Raw genomic sequence first — 13,739 nt, 5'->3', positions numbered from 1 at the left:
AAATCTATATCTAGATTAGCTTCCTATCCTATCCATTGCTATTCATTTTTATGCAATCCATTTCATTCATTTTATTCATACGAGGCATTCTTAATGAATAGATTTCCTCAATTGTGAAATTATGATGACATTAGCGCTAGTCATCCCATCTGTTAATTCATGAATGCTAACGATCTCCTTATCGAACTCAGGAAATTTGTCCTTATAAAATCTGGTTTGAGAAATATCGACCCAGCTCATTGTAAGATTATTTCCGAGTATGTATTTCAAGAAACCAAAAACTACGTAAGTGAAACGACTATAAAGCGCTTCTTTGGCTTCGCGAACACGTTACATAAATTTTCGCTGTTCACCTTAAATAGTCTATCTCAATATATAGGGTATAATGATTGGGATTCATTTTGTAAAGACAAGGAAAATCAAACCACCTCTGTTCAGAGCATTTGGCAGGATTTAAAACTAAAAGCACATGCCATTACAGAAGTATCGCTGATTGCGAATAAAAATAATTCGGGCGTTCCCTTTAGCGCAACCGCCAACAGAAACTTTTTTTATCCCGATTTCGATTACTTCTTAAAGAACAATTATCAATTTACTACAGTAAGTGCACAACCAGGCCAGGGTAAATCGATATTGCTTGCACATATGGTAGAATACTTTTTCTTCTCAGAAAATGCCATATATAAAAATGATATTGTTTTATTGGTCAACTCTACCAGCATTAATACCATTATACAAAGTGGGAGTAGCTTAAAAGACTGGTTTTTAAAAGAGTTTAAATTTGGTAGCCTGACCGAGCTGATCAGTTTTTTCAAAAAAAATCCCGAAAAACGCGAAGGTCGCTTTATTGTTATTGTTGATGGCATTGACGAACTTCTGGCCAAAAGCAATTATTTTAAAACATTTATCGATTTCTTATACAGTATAGAAGAGAACAACTTCGTTAAACTCATTTTCGGTTTACGCACAAATAGCTGGATTAATCTTCAACCAGCTATCTATGGATCGGCATCTTTAACCAAAGCCTGGTATACGGGTTTATTTTACGATGAGGATACCTTAAGTAATGTACCACCGCTAAATGTCGACGAGGTACTGTATACACTCAGCCATATCGAAAACAAAATTATCAATAGGTCTGATGTAAGTCCTCCCCTATTGGCTCAATTTAAAACGCCATTCTGGCTTCAGGTTTATTTCAAGCTCAAAGATGAGAACCACCATCTTGAGCTGAATAATCCGCTATTGTGTTACGAATTAATTAGCTATTTCTTAGAAAAACGCGTATTTCTTGCAAAAAAGAGTACCGAAAAAATATTCTTGCTCAAGAAAATAAGCGATTGTATTTCAGAGGGCATTAAGAAACTCAGGGTATCGAAAGAAAAGATACTCAGTTACATCAACTGCTATCCTGATGCTTATGAAGAACTTTTACATTCGGGCATCATTATCGAAGAGAAAAGGCTAAGCACGACTATCCCGACTGAAATTGTCAGATTTTTAAGCGACGATATTTATACCTATTTCTTGTTTATACAGATCACCGATAAATTTGAATATAAACCTTGTAAATCATTTTTCGAATATATTTTAGCCAGCTTTCCTGCACAGAATGCACGTAGAGACCATATCCTGAACTGGTCTATCCGCTTTTGCGTAAACCGGAATGAAATTGCTGCCCTAAAAAACATATTTAAGCTTCCCTTTACCAATAGCGAAAAAAACAATGCTTTCGATTTTATCTGCCATGTGTCTAAATTCGAACTTGGCAAACCCAACTCTAACTTTAACAAGTTAAGTATAGACACCGATTTTATCGATATCATGGCTTCTGGTAGAACCATGAGTACCCTTTACAAAGAAACCATCAAAACCATTTCTGAAAATGTGCTCAATGAAGACGTTCAGATTATGCTGCATGTAATCGAATGCAATGTTCATCTTATCGATGTGGATAAAGTATCGCTGGCCAATACGATGCAGCTGCTAAAAAGAAATTACAAAAGGTTAAATGAGTTATTTCCGATCAATCCTTACGATTTAATTTTATTCTTTTATAATAACCTGATCAATAAACCCAACGAAAGCAAAAGCCTCGAGGATAAAATCATCAAGCTTTGCCAGGATATAGATAAAAGTACGCCACAAAAGAACGACCAGATTACTTCGGCAGAAATACTATCTTACCGTTTGGTGTTGATTACCCTATTCTCGCAAAAGAGTTATGCAGAATGCCATCGTTTTATTATGGCCATCTTAAGCAAATACCCGAATATATTCTATGTAAGACACTCGGTATTCTCACCGTTTTTACTGCTCCATTTAGGCCAAACCTATATTAAACTTAACTATTTTAAAAAAGCGCAGCGGATTATCCAGTTTGTAGATAAAATAATCAGTAGCGATTATACCTATTATACCAATTTTATCCGGGCGAGTTTTAGCAGCCTTAAAGCGAACTTTTATAATGCGACGAACAATTATGAACAAGCGCTTATAGAAACGAATATTGGACTTGAAATTACCAGCCAGCATGATTTTAAAATGTTCGAAATTGCTTTCCTGTTAAGCAAAATAGACACATTGAAACATACCGAAGAATCGGAAGAGGTATCGAACGTAATTAAAGAACTGCTCAATTTTTTAACCATCCACAAACTTTCCATGCCCGATTATTCGAACCTAAGCGGAAGCGAATTCGAACATACCTTTAAGATCTTAAAATCTTACCGCAGGCACCAAAACCTATAAAAAAGCCCTGCATGGGTTGCAAGGCTTCTACAAGAACAGGAATCAATTCTATTCCCTAATATTAGAATACTTTTTTTATTTGGAGCGCAGGGCTTGTAAAAAACACTAGGTTTCCTCCCGTTTTTCGCTTTTACGCTTTGCTTCCTCGTTCCTCATTGCTGCAGGGTATCGCTTCAACCGCGGCTAGGTGGCCACAGTTGTATTTCATTTGTAAGGTTGCAGGGTGCACAAACCCCTGTTTCTAAACCCGACAGCAGCGAAAATACTTTTTGTTGCAGCCACCCTGAATATGCTGTCATGCTGAGGTACGAAGCATCTGTAACCTATAAACAGATGCTTCGTACCTCAGCATGACAATAGCACAAAAAGATTGAAGCGAATGGCGGGAATGCATAATGCCAAGAACCACTGTCCATCCATTTCCAAAAGCTAAAATAATCTTGTAAATGCTTATCCGTTCACGTTAGCTAAAGAATTTTATTTGATCAGATTGTAAAGTTCATCCAGTTTAGGCGACAGCACGATCTCTATCCTTCTGTTTTTACTTCTGCCATCAGCATTTGCATTGGTACCCAGCGGTTGGAATTCGCCTTTACCAGTTGCCGTCATCCGCACACTTTCTACCTTCTCATTTTCGGTTAGGTACCGTACTACAGATGTAGCCCTAAGCACACTCAAATCCCAGTTATCTTTAATCTGACCTAAATTATTTATTTTCTGATTATCGGTATGGCCTTCTACTGCAATGTTTATTTCTGGCTGTTGCTTTAATACATTAGCCAATTGTGTCAATGCCTGTTTACCTTTTTCATCAATAATAATACTTCCTGATGGGAACAACAGTTTATCCGTTAACGAAACATACACTTTACCATTTTTAATCTCAACAGTTAAACCATTTTTGGTAAAGCCCAATAGTGCCTGTTGCAGTTTTTCTTTTAGCGCGTTAGTTGCTTCATCACGTTTACGCAAAACTTCTTCTACTTCTTTTAAACGTTTCTCGCGGGCAGCTAAATCTCCCGATAGCTTCGTAATTTCTGATGATGAATTGTTTTTGAGCTTTTTATAGTTCGCATCAATTTCATTGTAGTTGCCCTGTAGGTCGCGAAGCTCTTCGGCCATTAATGTAGTATCCTTTTTTAACTTACTTACTTCTTTTTCTAAGTTTTCAATTTTAATTAAGCCCTCATTAAAGGCGGTATAAAGCGAATCTTTAGTACCCAATAAAGCTTTATACTTTTTTGGTGATAACACAACGCAAGATGTTAGGGAAGAAATGAACAGGAGAAGGGCAAATGCAAGAAAGGTATTTTTCATGTTTTTTTTAGTATCAAGAGTTTAGTAGCGAGTAGTTAGTATCAAGTATTTAGTATCGAGTATCAAGACCTTTTTACAGTTTGAACATTGGTTATTGATTATTGGTCCTTGGTTATTATAAATTAATGGTTGCTTATTGCTCAATCGCATTGCGTAAAAATGCAACTAATGGTTGTACTATTTTAAAAGAACTTATCAACTTATTAACGAGGTTTGTTTGTAAAAATTCTTTATCCTCTATTTTCGTGGTGGCTTCGAAACTCTTTAGCTTTAAGAATTCGATATTCGGATCTGTGGGGTCGTATCCTTTAGGGGCATTTTTAAGTGCATTATCTAAGCCAAGCTTAAAATTTTCCTTAAAGTCTTTACTATTAATAATTTCTTTAAAATCGCCAATATTATAATCGATTTCTTGTCTGATCAGTTTTAAATGTGGTGCTTCGGGCATCCAATACCCACCTGCAATAAAACTTTTACCGGGTTGGATATGGAGGTAGTAGCCAGGCTCATTGCCACCTTTGCTCTTTGCCGAAAACCAGATACCGAAATTATTTTTATAAGGATCTTTATTTTTACTGAAACGCACATCGCGGTAAATACGCAAAAGGCTCTTTTTTGGGTCTGCTTCCGCCGAAAGCAATGGATCTACTTTGGCCAGTTCGGGAATAATAGTTGCAACGAGTGCCAGCACATCAGCCTTTGCATCTTCGTAAACTTGTTTGTTGGCGGCAAACCATTCGCGGTTATTGTTTTCCGCTACATCTTTTATAAAATTGAGGGTCTCTTTTTTAAGCATATCTTGAGGTTCATTCGTTCACTGGTCATTAGTTCATTGGTAATTGCAAACTGCCAATTGTAAACTGCCAATTGTAAACTGCCAATTGTAAACTGTAAATTGGCTCATTCGTCATTAGTTAATTAACCATTGGTTTATTAAACTCTTGGTTTAACAGTGAATATTGGTTAATGGTTTAGCTCATCGCCCATCGCTAACCGCTAACCAACCCCTATTTGTCGTAATACGGCTTGTACTTGATATTAGGCGATAAAACATGAAGCAATATAATTCTCGAATAGCGGTAATTAAAGGGATACAGGATAAAACAGCCTGCAAAAATAACGATCAGATAATGCCAGAAAGTAGCATCGGTAAGCGGGCCAAAAGCCAGATAGGTTAGAAAACTGGCAAAAAGCATTTCGATCACATTCATGGCGTAACTCACATACATGGCTGCATAAAAGTAACCAGGCTCGATTTCTATGCGTTGTGCACAATGTCCACAGATTTCTTTGGTATGTTGAATGTTCCAGCCGTACATACTGCCTGTAAAGATATCCCCTCTACGGCAATGCGGACATTTACAATGTACCATGGCATAAAGCTTTGAGGTGGTTTGCTCAGACATGCTTTTAATTGAGATTAAAAGGTTCTTTTTTCATGTTGAGGTGAATATTCTTTTTACGGTATTTTTTATACCAAACCACACCTACAATAATTGCCATTAAATAAGGGATAGATAAAAGATATAATACTCCTGTATTTAAACCTGCAGATACCGTATTGCCATTTTTAACACCTTGTTCGGCATTTATACTACACATTGCGCATTGGGCATTCACATTGGGGCTAACTGCAAATGTAAATACCAATAGAAACAGGATAAAAATTGCTTTCTTTTTCATTCGCTACAAATATAAGCATAAAACGCTTGGAGGGGTTTAAAAATTATGTCATAAAAAAAGCCCCCGAAAAATTTCGGAGGCTTAAGAGTGTTAATGATTAAAAAGTTTATTGTAATGATCCAGTGAATGTAAACGTAGGATTTTGAACACTTTTAAACTGGGCCAGGGTAGCGCCGGTTGTTGGGTGCGTAAAATAATCCATAGTAAAAGTATCTACATTGATCCTTTGCGCTAATACAGGGGCCAGATCTGGTCCAATGGCCGATTCGTTACCACCTAAAGCACCTAGTGTAAATTTAAATACGCCATCAGCAGATTTTGTATAGGTATAATCGAATGTCAATGAAAATGCATTGGTTCCATCAGGTGCATCAATAACAAGAACTAGTTTCTTGGTCACATCATTGAAGCTAAAATTCATGCTTTGAAACCTTAATGAACCCGCACCAATATTCCAGCGTGACAAGCCGTTAACGGCTAAAGCTCTTCTCGCGATAAAATCAGCACCCCAACCTGGATAGGTTGTTGCATTGGGAACAATCACAGTTTTATAACCAGATCCGATTAAGATATAAAGAGGCAATAACGGAGAAGGATTAGATTTAATAATATATTCCTTGCCACTTGTATCATATAATGCCAGTGTTGTTGCATCTTTCCACAGCGCTTTTACAAAAGTGATCCCATTGTAAACCAATCCGTCACCAAGAAAATCTACACCATCAAGTTTAAAAGCATATTTTGAGCTGCCACTCCCAATGGTTTCATCAGCCAATAACCCAGTAAAACTTGCCCTTTTGCCTGAGGTTACGCTCGTACTAAAATCAAACGTTATTCCCGCTTTAAGCGTCTTTTGCCCGCTAACAATATCTATGTAAGGGTTTTTTGTAGTGGCGAAGAAGTTTTTGAATTTATCAATAGCTGTAGTATATCCACCAGCCTCATAAATCGCTTTCTGCGCAGCAGTTGCTTTGACCAATTTAAATGGTTGGCGGTATTTTTTGCCAGTAAAAATAATGCTATCAGCTGTTGAATGATCATAAATAAACTCCACATCACTTTTGTGGCCTGAGCCGGTAACCCCACCAAAAGATGCCGGGTTTGGATCGTCCAAAAGGGAGATAAAATTATAGGTATCAAAAATTAGCTCCGCGCCAGCATTAGCCTTTACCCTAAAGGTAGAGGTTCCGGCCGTTGTTGAAGCTGCAGTGGTCATATCACCATACATTTTTACCACTTGTGTAGCCGCATCAAATTTGATGTAAAAGCCATAACCACCACCGGCTTGTGTAGGCAGTGTTGCAATCCAGCCATTTGGAGCTGTGGTAAGCGTCGTATTTACCTTTGCAATGGCCTCTTGTGTTCTTGCCTCTGGCAGTTCATCGAAGGCCAGATCGAAGTTAGATTTTTTACAGCTTGCAAAAACAAGCAAGACCATAAATAAATATATAATTTTTTTCATCGTTATGATTATTGTCCTAATAGTCCGTAAAAATTATTTGCTGGTGTTCCCAATACATAGAAACCTCCATATTTATTGTAATTAACAGCATCAACTCCGGTAGGTAGCCAATCTGCAACAAATGTATTGTTACTCAGGTAATCAAGCATTGGCTGCACAGCTGGCCTAAGTAAATTGGCATTGCCTACCCATGATGCATCGTTACCTCCAACAGCTGCAATAGTAAATTTGGTTTGACCAGTAGCTTGATCAAGATCCATTGTGTAAGCATATCTCGATATAAATGAGCGCGTGCCCTGATTAAAATTAATCTCTATATCCATGGCTGTGCTTGAAGTAAAATTTAATTTCATGAAATTATAAGTTAAACCATAAGGCAAAGCAGCTATGGCCGTTTTCATGTTATTATTAACCAGGCTAAATGGAGTTGATAATGGAAAAGCAGAATAAATGGGATCGCCAGCAGCATTAACAATTAAACTTTTGTATAAATTCTGTCCAAGCCAATAAGGGAAACTGGCTTGTTGATAATTGTATGTATTTCTTACAACTTCTTGTATCTCTCTTTGAAGTGCTCTAAAATCAATCCCAAGGTTAACAGTAAAATATTGTTCAACACTTGCTTCTTTCGCTTTCAGCGCAATTTTACCTGCAGCAGTAGATCCATTAGCCCTATCATCATACCAGGCCTGGCCATAAACCAATAATGAAGTAGTAGTTTCTGCAAAATCCTCTCCAGGCTGGCTTGATGCGTAAGGTGTTACGTATCCATCTGCCTGGGCAGATTCATCACTTTTTGTTGTCCAGGTTGCCAAGTATGTTGATTTGGTAATCAATTGAAAATCGACAGGCATTGGCACAATCTGATTCAGAATGTGTGTAAACTCGTGATGGATTGTCCTTAACTTATTAACAATGGTATTTGGATCCGATAAATCGAAACTGTTCAAATCATAAATGGTAATGTTTCTTCCAGCAGCAGCAGTAGCTAATGTGTAAGAATTATCCGGATTGTACGATCCTGATCCGAAAAGCACAAACTGTTTTGGCGCATATTTCTTAATGAAAGTTACACCAGCAACTTTCCTGTATGGCAATAAAAAGCCCTCCAAAACCGTTTGCATCTGTGGTTGAACTTTATCAACCTTTACCGCGGCAACGTCTCTATCATCACCATGATAAAAACGGTTGTAACGATAAATTACATCAATATTGTACTCGTTTAAAAATGTTGTGGTTAACCAAGTATCTAACGGAGTATTTGCAACTGGGTTATCTATGTTTAGTTTACTAAAATCCACATTTAATGGATCTTCTTTACGGCATGATACGATCACTGCTATGAAGAATAACGCGGCGAAAATCTTAAAAATATTTTTTTTCATAACATTCGAATTATCTAGGATTTAATGGTACGCCCGATAGAAGTGCTTCTTGCGGGATTTGGAACACACGGCGAAGGTCGCCTGGTTTTAATTCAACGAAAGTTTCAACGCCAAAAGAATCATAAACATTATGCTTAACAGTAAGTCCTGTTCTGATAATATCTAACCACCTTAAACCCTCCTGTAAAAACTCAGCTTTTTTACTCTCCAGAATAAGCTTGATTACAGCTTCTTTTGGATCAGTAATCGTATAAAAGCTTTGAAGCTTTGCTACCGTTGCAGCATCAGTTGCCGAACTATAATTATTAATTTTAGTACTTAAAAAAGTATTGCAGTCTTTTAAAGCATTATCAATTTGATTTAACTGTACGTAAGCTTCTGCTCTATTCATTAAAGCCTCATCAACGGTAAGTAAAGGCGCAATAAGATATGGGAAACCAATATCTGCACCCGGACTTGTGCGGAAGAAGTATTCGTTAAATTTATAGGTTGTATAATTTGGTGCACCATAAGATAAAATTTTATCTGCCCTTGATTTACCAGTAAAGTTACCTTGAGCGGAGAACATTCTCACCAGGTTAATACCGTAACCATATCTTGGCGAGCTTTGTCTTTGCCATCCAGAATACTGCTCCGTTAACAAAAGTGATGATTTCTGATCTGAACGAGTAAAAGCCGCTTTAAAATCTTCTGCCCCATAAGTACTGTAAACAGTATTCAAAGGACGTAGATTGTTAAAAAAGTCGCCTGCTGGAACTGATGCTGTAGCTTCAGTTACTACTTTTTGCCATTCACCTTTAAATAAGTAGAAGCGGGCAGCAAATGCATGAGCTGCTGCGGGTGTAAAATGATATTTGGGAACAGAATACGCTGAACTAGATAACAATGCCATACCTTCAATTAGATCTTTTTCGATTTTGGCATAGGTTGCAGCAACGGTTCCTCTATCATACTGCACAATTACTTTTGTTTCTGGAGTGGTAACATAAGGAATTCCAGGAGAATCATTTGCACCACCGATAACATAAGGCTTTGCAAAGAAAGTAACCAACATAAAGTGCGCATAAGCACGGGCAACCAGTGCCTCTCCTTTATACGGTAATACTCCCGAACCTAAATTGGTTTTCGCAATAGCATCTAATGCCTGGTTTGCCGCTGCAATTCCTTCGTAACATCCATTCCAATAGGAAGTGGTAGAACCTGTACCATCACCTATCACATCCTGCCAATTGTAGGGTCTTGCGGTAACATCATCTAAACTTCCAACACCACTACCCTTATCTTCTGTATTATCTGAATAACCTTCTGTAAAATAATAATAGTCATACCTAGGGTATGCAGTGGTAACCAATTGAGCTACCTTATCAATTGTATTTATCTGTGTTCTATTATCTGGTTCGGTATCTAAATACTTATTACACGATTGTGCAGTTAGCATAAGTCCAAGTCCGAATAATAAAAATTGTATTTTATTCAATTTCATAACTTTAATTTTTAGAATCCAACTTTTAGTGATAATGTATATTGTTTAGGGATTGGTAATGCAACACCACCACTTCCAAAGAATTCCGGATCTTGTCCGTTTAGATTTTTATCTGAGTATAAAAGCGCTATGTTATTACCAATCAAAGAAATTGTAGCATTGGCCATATGCAATTTGGAAGTTATCCTTTTAGGCACATCGTAACCCAGAGAAATTTGTTTGAAACGAATATAATCACCTTTTGCTACCCTCTCCGTAGAGAAATTATATAGGTTATATGGGTAACGGGCCGATACCGTAGATCCGTCTGCATCTTTGATCGTTTGTGAGGCATCAAAAGGATCTAACAATGCAGGGATATTGGTAAATTTCTCATCTCCAGGCATCACCCATCTGTTCAGCATATCTTTAGACATTGAATAAATATCGGAGTAAGAAGCCTGATAGGTAGCATCTAAACGTACATAATTACCTGCGGCGAAGGTAAGTAGCGCAGATAAGCTGAAATTTTTATATCTAAACTGGTTGTAAAAACCACCGTTGAATATCGGATCAATAGGCCCCTCATATTTAAGATAACCAATATCCGTACTTTGCAAATTTACATAAGTGCTTCTTCTGCCCGATTCGTCGATGTAATAAGGGAAACCTCTGTCGTGATCCAAACCATCAAACTGGATTGAATACAAACCTCTTTGTGCGTGGTTTACTAAAGCGCCACCATCCGCCGAAACCAAATTAAAAATACTGGGGTTTACTTCAAGGTTAGTGATTTCATTTTTATTGAAAGCAAAGTTAAACTGTGTTCTCCATCTAAAATCAGTATTGTTAATTGCGTTTCCGGCAAGCGTAAACTCAAGACCTTTTGAGGTCATATCTGCATAGTTGGCCACTTTATTAAACTGACCACCAATACCTGAGGTTTTGATGTCGCCAATTAAATCGAAAATATTCTTTTTGTAAACATCAACGGTTAAGTTAATTCGATCTTTGATGAAAGTTAAATCAGCACCTAAGTTGAGTTCTTTGGTTTTTTCCCAGGTGAGTTCCGAATTTTCCAAGCCTGAGATAAAAGTTGCTGTTTCTTTCTCGTTATCGTATGGTCTTCTCGTAATTCTGTTGTAATAAATTGCAGCAGAGTTATTTGCATTTCCAATATTTGCGGTTAAACCATAAGTTGCTCTTACACGTGCAGAGCTTAGGATATCGCTTTTAGGCCAAAAACTTTCCTGATCGATATTCCATGCACCAGAGATGTTCCATGTAGGTAACCATCTTGCGGTTCTGCTACTGCCCATTTTATTCGAACCATCGTAACGGCCAGTTGCATTGAAACTATATTTTTCTTTGTAAGCATATGCCGCTCTCATTGCAAATGCAGCAAAACGATCAGCTCCTGTGCTCATACCAAAATACGGAAAGCCAGATTCTTGACCCCATTTAAAATATTTATAAGCAGGATTCACAATTCCGCCGTTCTCATATTGGTAACCTACACCATCGAAGTTTTCAGCCTGACGGTCTGCATAACGAACCTCCATTGAACCGAATACATTTACTTTATGATCGGTTGCAAAGGTTTTGTCGTACTCTAAATTCTGTCTGAAGTAATAACTTTTTAAGTTATCCGTATTGGTGTTATAAAACCCACCTTCAGGTAATACACTCTCAGGTAAACCATAAGGATTCGCTGGATCGGTATACAAAAATTTGTTACTACCAATTGTTGTTGCATCAGAGGTATTGCGGTAAGCCAATACCATATTTGCATTTTCAAGGATATAATGCTGGCGTTCGGTTTTTGCAAAACGATATGCACCATCAACTGAGTAGGTTAAACTTGGAATAATTTTGTATTTGATACCACCCTGAACCTTGAAATCGATATTACCTAATGTTAAATAGTTATTCTCAATTTCGTGAAGGATGTTAAATGGAGAGAAGTTTCTGGTAAAAAATTCCCGGTTTCCGTTTTCATCAAAGGCAGTCATTGTACGGCTTGTATTTAACGCATACGAATAGGGATTGATGTCAAAATCACGGGAGAATTTACCATAAACAGGGTCAGATGTACGCTCTAATGTTCCTGGTGCACGTTGGTCACGGACCGAACCGTTCATCAAAATTTCTGCACTAAATTTACTGCTCATTTTGAAATTGGCCCTGTAGTTTCCGGTAAAACGATCTACACTGTTACCAACTGTTTGTCCGTTATCATGCAAATAAGAAGTTGAAGCGTACGATTGAAATTTCTCGGTACCTGAGTTAACGCTTAACGAATGTTCCTGAAGCAATGAATTCTTAAACAAAACATCAAACCAGTCTGTATTTGCGTTGGCATATCGTTGTAAGAAGTTATTGCGGCTAGCAATATCATTTCTCAATCCGAACGAATCTGTTGTGGGATTGTAATCATACAATGAATTATACATTTTGTAGAAAACACCGCCCTCTGATCCTCTCGAAGCCGTAGTATGTTGGAAATAGCCCTTATTTTCGAGCTCCAATAACACCGACATCTGATCAGCAGAATTCAAGATATCGAAATCACTATATGACGGTTTTAAATAGGTCGTAAAGTTACCTGTATAACTCACTCTTGGTGTACCTTCAGTATTTTTACCTTTTTTGGTAGTCACCACAATTACTCCGTTCATTGCACGTGCACCATACATCGCTGTAGCGGCCGCATCCTTCAAAATGTTAAAGCTTTCAATATCATCAGGGTTTAAACCTGCAACAGATGAACCAACCAGGGTATTTGCATCACCTGTTGAAAGCGCATCATTTGATACGTTAACCAGATCTTCCAGAATAATACCATCTACTACCCATAATGGTTTGTTATCACCAGAAATTGAAGTAGCACCACGAACCCTGATTTTCGGAGCAGCACCAAAAGTACCTGAAACATTTTGCACCGATACACCGGCAACCTGGCCTTCTAACATACGGCTAATATCAGGCACCCCATTACGCTGAGAATCTTCAGCTTTAACCAATGTGGCAGACCCTGTAAATAATTTCCGGTCTAATTGCTGGTAACCCGTAGATACGACGTTAACTTCTTTTAATTGTGCGGCGTCTTCCTCAAGTGTAACGTTCACCAATGTTTTGGAACCAACTTCAACTTCTAAAGTTTTATATCCAATATAGCTGAACACAAGCGTTGCATTTTCTTTCACAGAGATCAGATACTCGCCAGCACCATTTGTTGACACGGCGTTCGCGACACCTTTTTCGCGGACACTCACCCCTGGTAAAATACCTCCGTTTTTATCTCTTACCTTACCCGATACTTTCACGGCTACAAAGTACCCAAGCACTTTATCCAGCATTGATTTCTCTGTAGGTTTGATTAAAATGGTTTTATCTTCAATGGTGTATGTCAAATCTTTTCCAGCGATGATTTTCGCCATTACTTCATCAATGGTCGAATTGCTAAAATTGGCATTAAAGGTGGTTGTACTGCTGATTCTGTTTGTCGACAACAACACATCATAACCTGATTGCAACCTGATTTGCTTAAACATTTTTTCTAACGTTACATTTCTTTCCTTTAATGTAACCAGCTGGCCGAATGAAGCTGCACTTACCTGCATGAGCGAGGCAAGCAGTATGACCGTAACTAACTTCATAATCAATAGCAATTTAGGTA

At 37.8% G+C, this 13,739-nt stretch carries 9 protein-coding genes; 1 reads left to right on the top strand and 8 read right to left on the bottom strand.

Annotation, left to right across the window (positions count from 1 at the left end; genetic code table 11):
- Positions 1–159: 159 nt before the first annotated feature.
- Positions 160–2,751: a hypothetical protein gene (locus R2S57_RS01325; protein ID WP_316843318.1), complete on the top strand. Its 2,592-nt coding sequence runs from the start codon at positions 160–162 to the stop codon at positions 2,749–2,751.
- 477 nt (positions 2,752–3,228) lie between these two features.
- Here R2S57_RS01325 and R2S57_RS01320 read toward each other — a convergent pair whose 3' ends face one another.
- The 8 genes from R2S57_RS01320 to R2S57_RS01285 form a co-directional block, all read right to left on the bottom strand.
- Entirely contained in the window at positions 3,229–4,068 is an 840-nt protein-coding gene (locus R2S57_RS01320; RefSeq protein ID WP_316843317.1) for a flagellar motor protein MotB, read from the bottom strand.
- Positions 4,069–4,201: 133 nt separating this feature from the next.
- Positions 4,202–4,864: a DUF2461 domain-containing protein gene (locus R2S57_RS01315; protein ID WP_316843316.1), complete on the bottom strand. Its 663-nt coding sequence runs from the start codon at positions 4,862–4,864 to the stop codon at positions 4,202–4,204.
- A gap of 211 nt (positions 4,865–5,075) precedes the next feature.
- On the bottom strand, positions 5,076–5,474 hold the full coding sequence (locus R2S57_RS01310) for a DUF983 domain-containing protein (protein WP_316843315.1): 399 nt from the start codon (positions 5,472–5,474) through the stop codon (positions 5,076–5,078).
- Positions 5,475–5,478: 4 nt separating this feature from the next.
- Positions 5,479–5,751, bottom strand: coding sequence for a hypothetical protein (locus tag R2S57_RS01305; protein WP_316843314.1), 273 nt, complete (start codon positions 5,749–5,751; stop codon positions 5,479–5,481).
- A gap of 106 nt (positions 5,752–5,857) precedes the next feature.
- Positions 5,858–7,213 (bottom strand): DUF4302 domain-containing protein, encoded by a 1,356-nt coding sequence (locus R2S57_RS01300; protein ID WP_316843313.1) that lies wholly within the window; start codon positions 7,211–7,213, stop codon positions 5,858–5,860.
- 8 nt (positions 7,214–7,221) lie between these two features.
- On the bottom strand, positions 7,222–8,598 hold the full coding sequence (locus R2S57_RS01295) for a substrate import-associated zinc metallohydrolase lipoprotein (RefSeq protein WP_316843312.1): 1,377 nt from the start codon (positions 8,596–8,598) through the stop codon (positions 7,222–7,224).
- 10 nt (positions 8,599–8,608) lie between these two features.
- Positions 8,609–10,081, bottom strand: a complete 1,473-nt coding sequence (locus tag R2S57_RS01290; RefSeq protein WP_316843311.1) for a RagB/SusD family nutrient uptake outer membrane protein — start codon at positions 10,079–10,081, stop codon at positions 8,609–8,611.
- An 11-nt stretch (positions 10,082–10,092) separates the two neighbouring features.
- Positions 10,093–13,719: a SusC/RagA family TonB-linked outer membrane protein gene (locus tag R2S57_RS01285; RefSeq protein WP_316843310.1), complete on the bottom strand. Its 3,627-nt coding sequence runs from the start codon at positions 13,717–13,719 to the stop codon at positions 10,093–10,095.
- Positions 13,720–13,739: the final 20 nt, after the last annotated feature.

The sequence above is a fragment of the Pedobacter psychrodurus genome (assembly GCF_032678585.1).
Lineage (GTDB): Bacteria > Bacteroidota > Bacteroidia > Sphingobacteriales > Sphingobacteriaceae > Pedobacter > Pedobacter psychrodurus_A.
Note: the sequence above shows the minus strand (reverse complement) of the source record. Positions and strands in the feature narration are given on the sequence as shown.